The sequence below is a fragment of the Mediterraneibacter faecis genome (assembly GCF_055383675.1).
In genome coordinates, this window is sequence record NZ_AP043803.1 from 1,760,720 (window position 1) to 1,778,341 (window position 17,622).

General features: G+C 38.3%; 16 protein-coding genes. All 16 read right to left on the reverse strand.

Features of this window, described 5'->3' with window-relative positions; genetic code table 11:
- Window positions 1-149: 149 nt before the first annotated feature.
- The 16 genes from ACZ47Z_RS08340 to ACZ47Z_RS08415 all read right to left on the reverse strand — a co-directional run bounded on the left by ACZ47Z_RS08340 (window position 150) and on the right by ACZ47Z_RS08415 (window position 17,621).
- On the reverse strand, window positions 150-860 hold the full coding sequence (locus ACZ47Z_RS08340) for a succinate dehydrogenase/fumarate reductase iron-sulfur subunit (RefSeq protein ID WP_464525447.1): 711 nt from the start codon (window positions 858-860) through the stop codon (window positions 150-152).
- The gene (locus ACZ47Z_RS08345; protein ID WP_464525448.1) at window positions 857-2,401 is read right to left on the reverse strand and encodes an FAD-binding protein; all 1,545 of its coding nucleotides are present in this window, start codon (window positions 2,399-2,401) and stop codon (window positions 857-859) included. Before ACZ47Z_RS08345 ends, ACZ47Z_RS08340 begins: the two co-directional genes overlap by 4 nt.
- The gene (locus ACZ47Z_RS08350) at window positions 2,398-2,937 is read right to left on the reverse strand and encodes a hypothetical protein (RefSeq protein ID WP_054751244.1); all 540 of its coding nucleotides are present in this window, start codon (window positions 2,935-2,937) and stop codon (window positions 2,398-2,400) included. Before ACZ47Z_RS08350 ends, ACZ47Z_RS08345 begins: the two co-directional genes overlap by 4 nt.
- Before the next feature lie 10 nt (window positions 2,938-2,947).
- Window positions 2,948-3,466: a DUF6921 family protein gene (locus ACZ47Z_RS08355; RefSeq protein ID WP_005608562.1), complete on the reverse strand. Its 519-nt coding sequence runs from the start codon at window positions 3,464-3,466 to the stop codon at window positions 2,948-2,950.
- A 16-nt stretch (window positions 3,467-3,482) separates the two neighbouring features.
- On the reverse strand, window positions 3,483-5,606 hold the full coding sequence (locus ACZ47Z_RS08360) for a heavy metal translocating P-type ATPase (RefSeq protein ID WP_464525449.1): 2,124 nt from the start codon (window positions 5,604-5,606) through the stop codon (window positions 3,483-3,485).
- Between the two features lie 59 nt (window positions 5,607-5,665).
- Complete coding sequence (locus tag ACZ47Z_RS08365; protein WP_005330964.1) at window positions 5,666-6,025, reverse strand: ArsR/SmtB family transcription factor; 360 nt, start codon at window positions 6,023-6,025, stop codon at window positions 5,666-5,668.
- A gap of 131 nt (window positions 6,026-6,156) precedes the next feature.
- Window positions 6,157-6,519 carry a PBECR4 domain-containing protein gene (locus ACZ47Z_RS08370; protein WP_054751246.1) on the reverse strand — a complete coding sequence of 121 codons (363 nt, stop codon included), beginning with the start codon at window positions 6,517-6,519 and terminating at the stop codon, window positions 6,157-6,159.
- Window positions 6,520-7,143: 624 nt separating this feature from the next.
- Window positions 7,144-8,826, reverse strand: coding sequence for a hypothetical protein (locus ACZ47Z_RS08375; RefSeq protein ID WP_464525450.1), 1,683 nt, complete (start codon window positions 8,824-8,826; stop codon window positions 7,144-7,146).
- Between the two features lie 100 nt (window positions 8,827-8,926).
- Entirely contained in the window at window positions 8,927-12,070 is a 3,144-nt protein-coding gene (locus ACZ47Z_RS08380) for a type I restriction endonuclease subunit R (RefSeq protein ID WP_464525451.1), read from the reverse strand.
- 22 nt (window positions 12,071-12,092) lie between these two features.
- A complete protein-coding gene (locus ACZ47Z_RS08385; protein WP_464525452.1) occupies window positions 12,093-13,229 on the reverse strand; it encodes a DUF3800 domain-containing protein in 1,137 nt (378 codons plus the stop codon).
- A gap of 2 nt (window positions 13,230-13,231) precedes the next feature.
- Entirely contained in the window at window positions 13,232-14,455 is a 1,224-nt protein-coding gene (locus ACZ47Z_RS08390) for a restriction endonuclease subunit S (RefSeq protein ID WP_464525453.1), read from the reverse strand.
- Window positions 14,452-16,278, reverse strand: a complete 1,827-nt coding sequence (locus tag ACZ47Z_RS08395; protein ID WP_464525454.1) for a class I SAM-dependent DNA methyltransferase — start codon at window positions 16,276-16,278, stop codon at window positions 14,452-14,454. The genes ACZ47Z_RS08390 and ACZ47Z_RS08395 overlap by 4 nt, the downstream gene beginning before the upstream one ends.
- Before the next feature lie 19 nt (window positions 16,279-16,297).
- A complete protein-coding gene (locus tag ACZ47Z_RS08400; RefSeq protein ID WP_022400559.1) occupies window positions 16,298-16,489 on the reverse strand; it encodes a MerR family transcriptional regulator in 192 nt (63 codons plus the stop codon).
- A 462-nt stretch (window positions 16,490-16,951) separates the two neighbouring features.
- Window positions 16,952-17,041, reverse strand: a complete 90-nt coding sequence (locus ACZ47Z_RS08405) for an integrase DNA-binding domain-containing protein (protein WP_464525455.1) — start codon at window positions 17,039-17,041, stop codon at window positions 16,952-16,954.
- Entirely contained in the window at window positions 17,041-17,250 is a 210-nt protein-coding gene (locus tag ACZ47Z_RS08410) for a MerR family transcriptional regulator (RefSeq protein WP_054751253.1), read from the reverse strand. Before ACZ47Z_RS08410 ends, ACZ47Z_RS08405 begins: the two co-directional genes overlap by 1 nt.
- A 233-nt stretch (window positions 17,251-17,483) precedes the next feature.
- Window positions 17,484-17,621: an NAD(P)H-dependent oxidoreductase gene (locus tag ACZ47Z_RS08415; protein WP_181981432.1), complete on the reverse strand. Its 138-nt coding sequence runs from the start codon at window positions 17,619-17,621 to the stop codon at window positions 17,484-17,486.
- Window position 17,622: the final 1 nt, after the last annotated feature.

Sequence of the window (17,622 nt, forward strand, 5' to 3'; positions counted from 1 at the left end):
AGTACGCAAAAAATTGGAAAGAATCAACAGTTCAAAAGATTCTTTCCGATTTTTTTACATATGATAGAGCGAGGGCATCACTCTATCATCTAATCTGATGATTTTGCGACACCCTCTTCATACATTCATTATAGCTTTTATCATCCATTTTATTTGCCCCAAACAGCCGCTGCATTCGACCTTACAAGCAGTTCTTCTACAGGCAGACCAATCGGACAAATATCATGACAAGATAACGACTTCCCGCATCCTTCAAAAAATCTCTTCTTATATTCAGCAGAAATCTCATTCAAATGAGTGCTTTCCTGTTCTTCATTCAGAATCCGAAATGCGTTGACTGCAGCAACAGTGCCTGCGAAAGTCCCATTTGCAGAGAAGTTAGGACACACTTCAAGGCAGCAGCCACACATCAGACAGCGTGCCGACTGGTATCTCGGTTCATGTGTCCACGGATTCATATAAGCTTCACTTTCAAGCCAAAGGTTCAGTTTTTTCAAATTTTCAAACAAAATTGACCGGTCAACGATCAAATCTCTTACAAGCGGAAATTTGCTTAAAGGTTTCAAGGTGATTGTAGAACCTTTTAACGTATGTAGAAATGTAGAGCATGCCAGCCTCGGACGTTCGTTAATCAGCATGGCGCAAGCCCCACATTTTCGCACCATACAGCTACATTCCCAGCTGATGGGAGTAACTATATTCCCTGAATTATCTTTCAAAGGTGTTCTACTGTTCAATTCCTTTAGAACATTGGCAACAGAGCTGTTTTTGCTTCCGTCAAACTCAAATTCCTGCCAATAACTGTCTGATTTCTGACTCTCCTGCCGCCTGATTCTTATTTTATATATCAAGTGAATCACCGCCTTTCTGGAACAGGTACAAAGGAAATCTGTATCTGCTTTCCATCAAATCTGGCTACCGTTGTTTTAAGGTAATCATCGTCATTGCTCTTCGGATAATCCTCCCGCCAGTGTGCACCACGGCTTTCTTTTCTTGCAAGAGCACTCTTTAGAACTGCCATGCCAAGCAATGGAAGATTTCCTGTCAGCGCTTGTACCGTTTGAATCCCATTTAACAACGTATTCTCATTTCTGACAACGCCCATAGTCTCCTGCATCACTTTGTTTAATTGCTTTATTTCTGAAATTTGAGACGCTGGTGGAAAATCTATCTGTGTCGCACAAGATAGATCTACTACATCTGCCTGTTCGCATGCTGATTTTGCCGCAACACGTCCTCCGTATAACGCTCCTAACAGAGAATTTCCACCAAGACGGTTGGCACCATGATATTGGGCACAGCATTCTCCGGCAGCGCAAAGATTCTGAATCGGCGTTCTGTGCTGCTCATCCACCAGGATGCCTCCCATAAAATAGTGAATTCCCGGTAAAACAGACACCGGTTCTTTTCGTATATCTTTATGCAGATAGGTCATACAATCATCTGCCAGACCAGATAGCTTATTTGAAATAATCTCCTCCGATATTTCCGTCATGTCAAGAAATACCTCTGATTCATGGCTGACCTTCCATATCTCTCTGGCGGTAATATCTCGTGGCATCAGATTTCCAAGCTCCGGGTATTTTTCCTCCATGAAATACCATTGTTTTCCATCTTTCATGGCAAACAACCTGCCACCTTCCCCTCTGGCCGCCTCGCTGATGAGCATGCGTTTTCCACCACATTTCACAGTTGTCGGATGATACTGGATCATCTCGCCATTTGCCAGAGGAACACCAAGCCGGAACAATTCTGCGGTGACTTCTCCTGTATTGCTCAGCGAACCCGTTGTATTTCCAAACAATCCGTGCATACCACCGGTGGCAACAATAACCGCATCCCCCGGTAATTCCACAGTCTCCTGACTGTATTCATCCCTGATTACGCAGCCACAACAAATATTGCCACACAGACGAAGTGTTAGGAAAGAATGATGGCTGAACCGTTCTACCATACCAGATGCTTCTTTCCTGCGAACAGCGTCTATCATAACTGTCATGATCTGCTTCCCGGTATCGCTCTGTGCAAAAGCAGTCCGTTTCTTTTTCTGCCCGCCAAAATTTCGCAGATCCACATCATCATAGCCACTCATGTTAAATTTAACTCCAAGTTTTAGCAGCCAGTGCACCAGCTCCGGTGCTGCCTGTGTCATTCCCCAAACTGCATTTGGATCTGCCAGACCACATGCTGCCTTTATTGTATCTGTAAAATGTTCTTCGGGACTGTCGTTTTCATCTTTTGTATTCAAAGCTGCGTTGATACCGCCCTCCGCCATAACAGACTGTGCCCGCTCTGACGGAAGGGAGGAAACCAGTTTTACATTGCATCCATTTTCCGCTGCCTGCAAAGCCGCTGAAAGTCCTGCCAGTCCAGCACCTATAATAATAATTGTCTTACTCATAGATATTGCCACCCAACATAATAGAAAATAACTGCGCCCGCTATAAACAGAAGGAGCACCGAAAGAATCAAATAAATATCACCCCTTCTTTCTTTATAACTGATGATTCCCAGCGATACGAGCAATGGGCGGATATTGATAAAAATATGAACAAAGATTGCCGCCACGAACAAAAGCTGAGTTACCATCTTTACCGTTGTAAAAGGGAACAAAATATATGTCCCATTCTGCACCTTTCCAAACAAGCCAATATGGAAGAACAGCAGGATCAGTATTGCCAGTCCACTGGCTCGTCTCGCCCAGAATATGGCGTTCTGTTTCAGATACATTTTTCCGGATTGCTTCGCTGTCTGTAAACTCTGAACTGTCAGGATGACACCAATCACCGTATGCACAACAAGAATACCAACACCAATCCATGCAAGAAGTTTCCCTGCACTACTTCCAACTCCGTTCAGCATAAAGCTTCCCATGATTCCATGAATCATAAAAATGAGAAGCATTAAAACAGACAAAATCGTATTCCATTTTCTCATAAATTCCCGCTCACCTCATTTCTTCGCTGTCCATGATCATATAGTCCATCTGTGATAACGTTGTAACGTCAATAAAATCATCCGATGCCAGGAATACATCATACTTTCCACTTACCACTCTTGATAGCATCATTGTGTTACTGTACTCTTTCAGATCTACGGAAAAACCGGCCTGTTTCAATCTGTCACAGAGTTTCTTAGCATAACTGACAAGCGGATAATCCGTCTCAGATACATATAACCGAAAACTAATGTCCGTTTTCATGAGATCTGTTTCATTTGTTTCCGAATCGTCCAGTGCCAATTCTTTTAATTTATTCCGGGTGTTCTCGTTGTCGAGACCATCTGACATCATATTAATACCGAGAACATAAGAGCCTTCCAACTGTGCGGAGGCTTGAGCCGCCTTTTTTGACTTCGGTGTTGCTCCTGTGACTGCATCAATCATAGAAGGCGGTGAATGTAAAATGGCACCAAAACCTACAAGAAAAACAATCGTAACAACTAACAGAATCAGTTTTCGTTTCACATTCCCACCTCATTTCCTATTCTTTCAAAATTCTCATTGCGTTCAAAACAGCAATTATGGTAACGCCTACATCACCAAATACAGCTTCCCACATTCCCGCAATACCAAGAGCGCCAAGAATCAGGAACACACTTTTAATCCCAAGAGCAATCACTATATTCTGCATGACAATCTGTTTTGTCGCTTTTGCTACTTCAATCGCATCCACCAGCTTAGACGGTTCATCTGTCATCAGAACTACATCTGCTGCTTCAATGGCCGCATCCGAACCAAGCCCACCCATTGCAATACCAACATCTGCACGGGCAAGGACAGGAGCGTCATTGATACCATCACCAACAAAAGCCAATTTGCTTCCCGGTCTCTTTTTACTATCTAAAAGCTCAACCTTTTCCACTTTTTGGTCAGGAAGCAGCTGTGCATAATATTCATCCAACTGCAATTCTTCTGCAACGGACTTCCCAATTTTTTCATCATCACCGGTAAGCATGACTGTTTTTTCCACGCCGATATGTTTCAGGTCAGAAATTGCTTTTTTACTGTCCGGCTTCACTTCATCTGTTATCAAAATACATCCTGCATATTGACCATCTACCGCCAAATAAACTTTTGTACCTGCGTTTTCACAGGTTGTGTACTCTATACATTCTGTATCCATAAGTTTCGTATTGCCAGCAAAAACTTTCTTTTCCCCTGCCATTACACTGATTCCATATCCTGAAATTTCCTTATAATCAGAAATCACTGACTGATCAATTTCTTTTCCATAAGCAGCAAGAATGGATTTTGCAATAGGATGGTTAGAAAAACTCTCTGCCTCTGCCGCATACTCCAAAACCTGTTCTTTTGAAAATCCATTTGCAGGCAAAATATCCGTCACATTGAAAACACCTTTTGTAAGTGTTCCGGTTTTATCGAACACAATAGCGCTGACATTATTAAGTGCCTCTAAATAATTGCTTCCTTTTACAAGAACACCTCGTTTAGATGCTGCACCAATGCCGCCGAAGAAAGTCAGCGGGATTGAAATAACCAATGCACATGGACAAGATACCACAAGGAAAACAAATCCTCTGCGAATCCACTCTGTCCAGCCTCCGCCAAGAATGATCGGTGGCAGAATCGCCAGAAAAGCTGCTAAGATTACAACCACAGGTGTATAATAACGTGCAAATGTAGTAATAAAATTTTCTGTTGGTGCTTTTCGGCTTGACGCATTTTCCACAAGATCAATAATCTTTGAAGCCGTAGATTCACCAAATGCTTTTGTTGTCTTAATCATTAAGACACCCGTCTGATTCATACAACCGGAAAGTGCTTCGTCTCCTTTATGAACACTTCTCGGAACTGATTCTCCTGTTAAGGCGCTTGTATCCAGCATAGAATCTCCATCCAATACCACACCGTCTAATGGAATTTTTTCACCAGGCTTTACAATAATAATCTCACCAATGGAGACATTTTCTGGAGATATGGTAATCAATTCCCCATTTCTTCTTACTGTAGCAGAATCTGGACGTATATCCATTAAGTCTGATATAGATTTTCTGGAACGCTTAACAGCCAATGACTGAAAAAATTCACCTACCTGATAGAATAGCATAACAGCAACTGCTTCTGGATATTCACCAATGACAAAAGCCCCAATCGTAGAAACACTCATCAAAAAATGTTCATCAAATACACGCCCCTTTGAAATGTTCCTCACAGCCTGCCATACAACATCTCCACCAAGAATAACATAAGAAACAATGAGAAAAGCTAACTCGATAGGCAGTGGCACTTTCGCAAAAACAGTCAATGCCATACCAATGGCATAGATTGCTGCACCAATCGCTAAACGAACTGTCAACTTCTTATCCTCATTGTTATAGGATTCATTGGCCTCCTGCTTTTTTTCCGGTATATAAGATTCCTGTACATTTTCAGAAACTTCCACATCTGGCTCATGGCTATGAACAATCGTTTCAATCTGACTGGCTATCGTATCTGCGGCTGTCTGAGTAACATTGATTGTAAGCGTCTGCTTCATCAGATTTACCACTGAGGATTGCACTCCATCCAACTCTCCGACTTCTTTTTCAATTTTTGCGGAACAATTTGGACAGTCCAACCCTTTTAATAGAAATATGCGTTTCATGATAATCTCCTTACAATTTGTTTAGTTGTTCAATTACTCAACTATAATGTTAAAAAATATTATTTCTGCCAAAGATGCTCAAATCCCTTGTCAATAATCTCTTTCACATGATCATCTGCCAGCGAGTAGTAAACTATCTGTGCTTCTTTTCGGAATTTTACCAGATTCGCTAGGCGTAATGCCTTTAACTGATGCGAAATTGCAGATTTTGTTACCCCCAGTAGCACTGCAAGATCACATACACACATCTCACTCTGTTCTAGAGCGTGTAAGATTTGTACTCTAGTTCCATCTCCAAATAGCTTAAACAAAGAAGCCAACTGGATATAATCATCTTTTGGCTGCATCTTGGATTTCACATCATTCACAATATCCTCATGAATTACATCGCAATTACAAATATAAGACGTTTTTGGCATATATTCACCTCCAAATAATAATAGTTGAACAATTACTCAACTATTATTATACTTATTTTTAAATTCATGTCAATAAGCTGATGTTAGTTCCCCATAAATTTTACAATTAAAACCAGCTCTTTATTCTTTTCTTAATCTTTTTTCCCAGTATACCGTTTTGGCTTTCTTGTCACACTTCCTGTAAATTCCAAATTTGTAACGCTGAGTTTATATGTAATTGTCATGGTTTCCATATTTTTTAGAACACATACCATTTCATTCGTTAATTCCGGCAAGCGTTTTAAACACGGAAGTTTCCTTTTGGCATTTGCATATACATGTCTTGCGTCAAAATAGAACTGATTATTTGTAAGAATAGATTTTTTTGCATTCTTATAAAAATCCTTGGCCGAAAGTCTTGTCTCCACTCCTGTTAAATGTAGAAAGTGATCTATTGGAAAAGAAACTTCAAAATATTCATCTCCACAAACATACAGAAATGTTTTACCTGCCAAATTTTGGAAATATACGATTTCCGCCTATGTAATACCTTGTCGTATTGCGTTTTTCTTATCTACCTTTGTTGCCACTTATACCTCACATGCAAAAAAGAGTGTGGCATTAAACCACACTCTTCTGAGAATTACTTTTGTAAAAGAGTTTTCTGCTGGTTGTCAGCCTCGGTACCCAGTTAAGACATCTAATGAGATGGAAGTTTACCCTGCTCCATCTGCAGCTCAACTTTTAATGATGCTCTTACATTGAGAACATTTCTGTTCTTGCTTTTATTATACTCAATCATAAAAAAATCAACACAGATTAGCAAATTATATTATTCCGATCCGATCTTCCAAAGGTATAAATAAGGTGTAAATTTTACGTTTCTATCCAAGAAGCCCAATAAAATCAAGACTTTTGCCCAGTCCCTTAAACACTGCCGTGGCAAACGAAAAGTACTCGAATGCTCATAATTCTCCTTTCAAAAGGCGCTTTCCTGCTGCCATTTGCAGCGTTTTGCGCGGTGTTATTTTTTCTTTATGTATTGGTCATTTCTGTACATAAAATGCAAATCTTAGCAAAATTTTGCAAGATGTGTACAGCAATCGTAGTAGAAACGGAGTAAAAAGCGGGTGGGGTTACTACTCAATTTTGACAAAAATCTCATATCCTTTTTCCAGTTCAATATCGGTCACTATTCCAACCTCACCATTGTCTACTTGATCTACATCCTTATCATTAAGCTGTATACTTACAATAGAAGTACAAATCCATTTTCCATCTTTTTTTGCATATATCATTTTTCCAACTTCCAATTTAACATTGTTAAGTGTCAATATACCTGCTTTAGGTTTCTTAAAATATTCCTCATAAATCCCCACTCTAATTAAATTCTTTGGAAGTAACGAAATAAGCCCCCATTTATCTAATGATTCTCTTGTTTCTTTTTTCGTAAATATACCGTTTTCTATCAACTTATATTGATTGTAAAGCTGCCATGTAGTAAGAAGACCTCTTTCATCATTTTTAGCATAATCTATTTGATTATCACTAAATGGAGGATTTTGTCTTAATGAAGGCCTTATATACCTTTGATGATTCACAATATAAATTGGCAATATTTCTTTGTCACGATGCTCTTTTTCTCTTCTTCGTCTATGTTTTGCTACCTGTGAACATTCTGCATCTGTAGATGTTCCCCCAATACCTTTAACTTCAATAATAAATAATTTATCATCTTCCAAAATCTGTATATCTTCTCTTAAAATATCTTCATTTCCATCAATTGCTTCTACATTTGCAAAACCAAGCCACTTGAAGTATGTACATACAGCTTGAACTAACTTATCCCCTGTTTCTATCAACAAATCATTCAAAAATTTATACTTCTGGTCAATAGCATTTCTTCTCTCATTCAATGACTTAATTTTCGAATTATATTGTTCTTGAATTAAAGTCCGTTCTTTCTCAAGTTCAAGTATTTCTTTAGGTAAAAAATCTTGTTCTTTTATCCATTCAAACTCTTTTGATTCAGGGAAAAAATCTGGCAATATTTCTGGCAATACAGATGTTACTAACCTTTCAATCAATTCATCCTTCTTTTCACAAAACGGAAGCAACAGTTCATAGCCTGAATTTTCTGAATATCCTATATACGAAACTACCTCTCCATCTTGATTTTTTAACAATGGTAAGAAATTAGGATCTGTAATTGATTTTTGAGAAGTTCTATCCCATTTTGTTGGTAACTCAAAAATTACATTATATCCTTTAACATATTTTGCTATTAAATTTGCAAGATTGCTATTGTCTGATATTATTTTCTTTCCGAATTTTGATGTTGCACTAGCTTGAATAGTTTCATATATGTTATGTACTTCTTCACTCGGATAGCTATATTGATTTTGTTTTAACACTTCTATAATATTATATTTTTCCGAATAACTACTTCCCGCAAAAATAATTTTCAGTACTTTTGTTTTTAACTTGTCTTTCATAATGCTCAAAACAAGAGGACTAGGTCTAAATTTTTTCTGAGGAAAACTCAACTCAAATAAATATGGTATACCATCCGGTTCATCATCCTCTAAACAGTGTCTTGTATCATTCTCATTTTGTAAATCAATTATGACCACACTATATTCATGCAAATTATTTATCATACTATATTCTAGGTCAACATATCTCTTATTCACATATTCTTCGTACTCAACAGTTTTAGCCACTCCCATATCACCAGTTGCAACAATATAATTCTGACTCAACCTTTCTGTTATTTCTCTGTTATTAACTATATATATTTGTGGTTCTTTATACTTTTCCATTTATCTTTCATCTCCAATCATAAGAAAGTATTATTCACATTCGTTACCTCTTTTAAATACATTTTGTCTCTCTCCAATCCATTTCTACTAATTATTTTATTTACGCCACCTGCTTATATCGCATAAACACATACTCAAATATCAGTTTGCGATATTCAAAGATTGCGCTATCCGAATAACTCTCCGGCAATTCTTCCCACAGAATTTTTCCAATCAGTGTATCTACCTCAGCCTTAGTCTCCTGCTTGTCAGTCCAGTGATCCAGTTCTGCAATCTTTGTTTTAATCTTATCCAACAAGTCTACAGCAACCTTCTTGATCTTCTTGATGTCCTCCTTGGACAGATTTTCATCAAAAAGCATATCATACATGGAAAGTTCTTCATCGCTGCTGAAGCCTTCACGGACATAGCGCTGTTCTTCTTCATTCATGGAATTTGCCAGATCCATCAGTTCCATAAATGTCTTTTCAATATTGACCCTATCCTGCTCCGAATTATATTCCTCAATAATCTGCTGATATCGTATGTAATAATCCACTCTGCGAGGATTCTCCCTTATCATGGCATCCAGCCTGACTTGAATCAATTCATCCAAATCCATGAATGCCAGATTTTTCTTTTTAACTTTGGCAAACTCTCTCCGCAATAAATCAAAGTCAATTTTACTGATATCAAAACGTTTTGCAAATCCACGATCATCCGCTGCTCTTTCAATCATGATATAATCACCCAGAATTCCGTTAATCTGCACCATTAAATCTGTATTATCAACATGCTTCTTCTTTTTCTTTAATTCATCAACAATGGCAATTATGGCATCTTTTCTTTCACGGTCTGCCTTGGAAATGTCATCACGATCCAGATATTTCATCATGCGGTTAAGTTCATTGCCGTATGTTATAAACTGCTTCTTTGATTCCCTAGAGTCGGATACTGCATTAGCTGCTGTCAGTAGTAAGGAAATCTTTGCAAAATCCTTTGCATATACCAGATCATCCAAATCGAAATCTTTGGAATCCAGGAATTCATCAGCCGCTGCAATTGTCTCAAGCACTCGTTCTATCAGTTCACCCTTGTCAATCGTCGGGTCAGTACTTCCACCACCTACATTAGCGGTATAATCAGCAAGTGCCTTTCGCAATGCTTTTACAATACCTATATAGTCAATAATAAGACCATTACTCTTGCCTTCTGCCACGCGGTTTGCCCGGGCAATTGTCTGCATAAGAGTATGTGCCTTGAGTGGCTTGTCCAGATACAGACATGACAAACACTTCACATCAAAACCGGTAAGCCACATTGCGCAGACAAATACTACTCTTAGCGGATTGTCTTTGTCCTTGAATTCCTTATCTAGCTCACGTTTTTCCATCTTTTCACGATGATATTTGATATCCAGATTCCACTTTTTGAAGGTTTGAATTTCATTCTGTTCCTGCGAGATAACAACTGCCATCTCCGTTTCTTTCATCCAGTTCAGTTTTCTCTCAAGTTCCTGGACTTCCTGCTGTGATGCTGTCTGTATCTGCTTTTCTAAAGCTTTGATATCGTCCTGCCAATATTTCTGTACAAAGTTATACATACGCACGCAGGTAACTTTATTCAAGCAGACAAACATAGCCTTACCACTAGTCCACAAATCAGAGTAATGTGAAACAAAATCTCTGGCCACAGACTTAAGTCTCGGTTCAGCAGTAAGCAAATGAATTTCCTTTTCAAATTCATGCTCCAGTTTCTCCTCCTGTTCCGGATCCAAATCCGCTGCTTCAATAGCATCCAAGATTTTGTCTGTAATATCCGGATTATGGATATCCAGAATCTTCTCTCCTCGATTTTCATAATATAGAGGAACGGTTGCCTTATCTTCTACCGCACGTTTGAAATCATAAATGGAAATATATCCACCAAAGGTCCGCTCCGTAATATTGTCATTTGACAGAAGCGGTGTGCCGGTAAAACCAATCCTTGAAGCAGTCGGCAATAATCCAACCATATTGTCCGCAAAGACGCCATACTGACTGCGGTGTGCTTCATCAGACATAATAATGATGTCGTGGTCAGGTATAATCGGCTCATCCACTTTCTTGTTAAACTTCTGGATCAGTGTGAAGATAAAGCTTGGATTTCCTTTCAATTTGCTGATTAGGTCTTCACCACTAGTCGCTATGAACTTGGATGCCTTTGTTTTTCCCAATAATCCGCAGTTTTCAAACGTATCTGAAATCTGGGAATTCAGTTCTTCACGGTCTGTAAGTACAACAATGGTCGGAGATCCGGCAAACTTTCTACGAATCTTCTGCGACAAAAAAACCATAGAATAACTTTTACCGGAGCCCTGGGTATGCCAAAACACGCCAAGCTTTCCATTATTGAGTTTACGCACCTCATAAGCCTTGACTGCTTCATTAACTCCAAGATACTGGTGGTTTCGGGCAAGGATTTTGACGGTTTTACCACCGGAATGATCATATAAGATAAAGTTTTCTAACAGATCCAGAAAGTTCTCTTTCTTACAAATACCACGAAGCATGGTTTCCAGAGCTACACTTCCCTGCTCCTGCTCGGAAAGTCTTTTCCACTCATGGAAGAATTCATACTTACTGCCCAGTGTACCAACCTTGGCTTCTACACCATTGGACAACATTAGAAATGCATTGTAATAAAACAGTTGCGGAATGGTATCCAGGTAATCGGTGTAATTGTCTGTATATGCATTCTGAACATCCACAGAATTCTTCTTTAGTTCTACAAAGAGAAGCGGAATGCCATTTACAAAACCTACAATATCTGTTCTGCGGCGATAAAGATCACCATGAATTTTCATTTCTTTCACAGCCAGGAAATGATTTCTCTCCATATCATCTGGATGCTGGAAATCAATAATCATTGCACGCTTTTCTTCAGTCTGACCGTTTGGCTTCTTCTCAGTAACCGGAATTCCATCACGAATATATGCATACTTTTCTTCATTGATCTGCATCAGAGATGCGGATGAAAGATGCTTCTCAAAGGTATTCTGAGCTTCTATAACCTGAGCATCTGTAATCCACGGATTGAGCGTACGAAGAGCTTTCTGAAAATAACGAACTAAAAGAATGTCCTTGTAGGAACTTCTTCCAAATGTTCCATTCTTTCCAAGGATTTCCTGATTATAAGCAAGTTCTACCTGCCATCCAAGTTCATCAGCAAGCAGATGCCCTGTGCTTTCTTGTACTAATATATTTTCTGAATAGTCATAGCTCATCCAATTACCCTCCCTTAAGTATTTAACATGATCTTCCCAAAATCTGAAGTTTCATCATTCTCTCTTGAATATTCTTGGGTGTATTTGCATTCTTTATTAATAATGGTGACTTTTCATCCGATCTACTTATTAATCTCCAAAGAATATTAAAATTGTTGATTTGATTTTCGTTAAGCTTCTCTGCTAATGACTTGATTTCTCCTATAGATTTCTCATCCAAAAATATGAATAGTCTTCTTAGCAATCCAGCTATCATATCTGAAATTTGAACAAATATATTCTCATGGGATTTCACAAATTTATAATGATTTAGTATTTTTCCGTGTTCATACAATTGAATATTTGACAAGTTCTTCTCTACAGCTTTCTCTTCGTCAAAAATGTGTAGTGATTTGCTAAATATCTCACATCTTTCTAAATAGAAAAGATAATATTCTTTTATCAACATATTAGGTTCATTGTCTTGAATAAAAGGTAATTTTCCCATCTTTCCAGCCGCTTTTAACATTTGTCTAAAGAGTTCAAGAAAAAAGCCCGGATTGTATATACTATCATCATTATACTTACTGATAAGATCACATAATTCATAACAAAAAGATACCGTATCTTTCACATCAGGGTATGTATGACGGATTAGGATATCTATCACTTCATCTTGATGTTCAATTGTAAAATCATATAGTGCATTCTTAATATCCCAAAAGTACATAATACACATCGGATGTGTTTCCCATAATGAATCAACTATATCAACCAATGAGTAGAACAAATTGTTCAGTGCACTATAGTGGATATATAATCCACTTTTATCAAGCCACTCTAAAAATTCTGTCGCTCTTTTACTCCCCATAAAAGATACAAAATCCGCAGAATTATGATACAAATGCTTAAACTTTAATTCCTTCTGTCCTTCCTTATACTCAAGAGCCTCATGTAGAGATACCAAATCTATCTCATAACTTTTTCCATTATGTGCAATACCAGCTAATACAAAATCACCTTTGATTGCTTCCGGATCATTAAATCCATTATCCGTTAAATAAAACTTTCTACAATTGCCACTTTCATCATAATAGAATGTCATTTCTTCATTGAATGGTTTTATGCCATTCAATTTCCATACAGTATCTTTCTGATCTTCAACATTGATTCTAACCAATGTTATACCTCCACTTCTCCGCTCATAAGTTTGGGTAATAAGCGGTCACGGGCTTCTATTAGCTCATTACATATTTCTTGTTTGACTTTAATTTCATTTAATATCGGATCAACAACATTTGAAAATTTTTCAATAGTATCGTCATTCGGCATAACAAACGGCATTGCTTTAATGATTTTTGAATTAACCGCCTTTGATATCGACGACGTATTTCCCAATGTATCGTATTCAAAATTGCTCAAATAACAGTAAGTATATGCTCTCAATTTATCATTCTCAATGCAAAAGTGTGCTATCGCCTCATTAGTACACATATCTTTTATTGCAATTGCAACACGACCAACTGTTAGTTTGAAGCTCACAAACACAGTTCCAGCAGGAACAACCTTCATATTGTATTTTTGAACTGCATCACTTGTTAATCCCTCACTTGTGTTGAAAACATATACTCCAGCATTCCCCATATCCGAGATAGATAGCCAAGGCATACCCACGCTACCATCTACAAACCATTGCTTTTCTGCACGAGGAGGTGTTTTTCCAATTGTAATTTTGAAAAAATTATCTGCTCTGTCTTTGCTCCAACCTTCCGGCACTCCATCCACAATTTTGCAATTCTCATATCCAGGAAATCTCAAATCAATAAACCATTCCTTGTATAACCGCTGTGCTGCCTCTTCGAGAAGTTTGATTTGTTTTTTGTTATTTTCAATTAATTGATCATAGTTTTTTAAAATAACTACTACCTTTTTCTGAATAGGATTTTCGGGTATTACTATCTCTATTTCTTTTAATAAGGCTATAGGTACTGCCTTTTGAGCTGTCCCTTTTGCTATAGCATCTATCTTCTTCTGTCCTTCATATGAATTAATCCAATAGTATAAATATTCTGCATCTAACTTATCATCAAAATCCTTTAGCCACGTTAAATTACCATCCGCAAAATAAAATTTGTCATATTCTTTATATATATATGGAATTCCATAAGTACCTCTTGTTGTAATCAATAAATCCCCCGTCTGAGGTACTCCATACTCTTCTTTTACTCTGTTATATGCATCCTCTGAAATATAGTCACACTCTGTAATCTTTTCTCCATTCACTTTCTTTATTATTTCTTTTGAACAATAAAATGGCACACCATCCTTTGTTCTTTCTGATACATGAAATCGCTTGCTCGATGTAACGGTACAATGCAAACCTATTGTTGTTTTTTCATAGTTCATAACCCCATCTCCTTCATATTGTTTGAGATGGTATCCATCAAATCATTGGATTCAGCCTGCAATGATAATAATTCTCGATGAATTTCAGCCATTCTTTCTTCAAAGTCAACACCATCATCTTCAACCGGGGCTACCCCTACGTAAGCACCGGGCGTAAGAGACCATCCTTTTTCTTCGATTTCCGTCAGGCTTGCCACTTTGCAAAGTCCCAGGATGTCTTTATATTCTCCTTCACCAAATTTCTCATAAAGCCAAACTGCTTCCTTAGCCACAATAATTTCATCATTCTTTGCAGCTATCATTTCATCATATTTAGCCTGAATTCGTTTTTTATCCTTTCTATCAGCCTGTTCTACTTCCAGCTTTGCTTTCTTCTGCAAATCCTTTAATTCATTCTTTAAAAGCTGCAAAACTTCCTCAAAAGAAATCACCTGTCCCAAAATTTTTCTGTATTCCTGCAATAAGGCTGTATACTTGTCTATTTCTCCACGATACAGCCATACTATGGCATTCAGATTCTTTAACTGCCACTCCGTCCACTCATTCAAAGTACGATCAACTTCAGTATAATAATTTCTCGCATCAATAAACAGAACCTTATCCTTCAGTTCCTCAACCTTTCCTTTATCAAAAAACCATAGAGAACATGGCAGGCTCTTCGTATAAAAGAAGTTATTGCCTACAGAAACCATTACATCCACATGACCTGTCTTCACCAATTTTTCACGAATCTCTTTATCATGTCCCTGACTGTCAGTTGCAGAAGAAGCCATAACAAATCCTGCACGACCTGTCTCATTCAAGTATGCATAGAAATAAGAAATCCAAAGATAGTTTGCATTACCGATTTCCTTGTTTTTATTTTCCTTCGGTACACCAAAGGGCAGTCTTCCGGCATTGGCTGCTGTTTCTGCTTTTACCTTATCAACATTAAATGGCGGATTTGCCATAACATAGTTACACTTGCCCTCCAAATGATGAGCATCATGGTAGAAGCTGTTTGCTTCATCACCGGATTTAATTACACCGGTAAGCCCATGAACCGCTATATTCATAAGGCAGAGCTGTGCATTGTATTCTACCTTTTCCTGACCATAAAAAGTCATGCTCTTGTTGGCCTGCAGTCCAGTTTCATTTACGAAATCACCGGTTTGTACAAACATACCGCCAGATCCACAGGCAGGATCCAACAAAACTCCGCTTTTCGGCTCCAGTATGTTTACAATCATTTTTACCAATGACTTCGGGGTAAAGAACACACCATCGTCAGAGGCAATATTTTTTGCAAATTTATTCAGAAAGTACTCGTAGATACGTCCGATTACATCTCCACCAACTTCATCCAATGCATTGTTATTAAAGATTCTGAGCAACTCACCCAGAAGCTCATCCGAGAAATCAGTGTAGCTTTTAGGAAGAACTCCTGTCAGCTGGTCACTCTGCTGTTCCACCAACTCCATGGCGTTATTTACCACTTCACCTAGGCTCCCCATGGTCTGTCCTGATACATTCAATAGTCCCAAAGAAGCAACATTTTCCGGAAGATTTACCAGATAATCAAACTGCGCCATTACAGGAAGGAACAATGCGCTCTTAGCCGTGAAATCACTTGCCTCCACCGGCATCTTACGACCATTTCTTATCGGCCTATCCTTTAATATTTCTTCCTCAACCATTTTATATCTGCTGTATGCATATCTAAGGAACAACAGGCCCAGTACAGGCATACAGTACTGATTTGATGTAAGCTTTGATCCAGCTCTCAGGAGATCCGCAGACTCCCACAGATCTGCTTCCAGCTTCTTAATACTTGCGTTATCCATTTATCCATATCCTCCAAAATTAATTACTTTTATTCTGTTCAAGCTTTCTGGCCTTACGTGGGTCTATAGGTTTCTCTGTTCCAACCGGGATGAACCACATTCTCCCTTTCTGAATGGCTCCTTCAATTCTGCCTTCTTTGCAATATATCGCTACCCATCTCTGGGATACATTCCACTTTTCTGCGCATTCTGCTGAGGTCAAATATTCCATGTGTTTTCCTCCAAAAATATGTAAAAACTGCTCTTTCATTATATTCTATTGAGCGAATACTTTCAATTAAATTCTTCTTAGAAGCGAACACTTTTTCGCCAACTATATTTCATACATTGTTCCGCACTAAAAAAGCACCAGTTTCCTGATGCTTCAAAACTTTTATATGTAATTAATCATGCTCTGTACTATATAATTTCTCGCTTATCAAATGCTTGATATTATCTGGAATCATTTTATTCTTATCTTCTACCAATAATGTATCATACTTTGCAATCTATGGCTTTTCTCTACTTTCTTTCAAACTTTCCCTCCTTCCGACAAGGTGGTCACACAGCTGACTGGAATTATTCCAGACCCTCAAACCAACCCCTCAAAAACTGACACGTCCACGATATTTACCAGCAAATCCAAATCCGTATTGACCTGCTTCTCCAATTTCCTGAGTGACAAGCATGGCTTTTATTTTCCATCTGCCCTTACGCTCTCTCCCGGTCTGAGGACTCTTCTTTTGGAATCCCGTCTTGACTGTCCTCTTCCTACCTTTGCCATTAGCCTCGCTTCCTCAGCTCTGGATGATGCAGCAGATATTTCTCAAATGCAACACGAAGAATCAGCTTGCGTTCTCCGTAGTATGCCAAGAAATCCACTCCATCCGTATTTTTCAATAAATCATAGAATTTTCTTCGGCTCAGAACGAAATAGTCGATTGCCTCAGAAGGATTCAAAATATCCTTTTCTGCTAAACTTGGTCTTGCCATAAAATCACATTCCTTTCTGCCAAAAGTGGCTGTTTTCAAGGGTTTTCGGGGTCATCCTATGTTCGCTCTTATGTCCTGTTTCAAGCGGACTCTAACATTACTATTAGTTTTAATAATTAGAATTATTTTATCAACTTATAAATTCTTTCCAAGTTCATATGTCTTCTTCATTATATCCACATGATCCTCAGCTGTATTTGCTGCATCAATTCCACCGCCACCGACCATGCCTTTTAAGGAAGCCTTTTCAAAGAAAGAAGTTCCACATCATGCCCCACTTCTTTTGCTCCCTTTGCACACTCATTTGCAAGTATATCAGAATTGCTCCCTCCTCGAAGACTTGTCGATATGATCAATACTTTTTTTGCCATA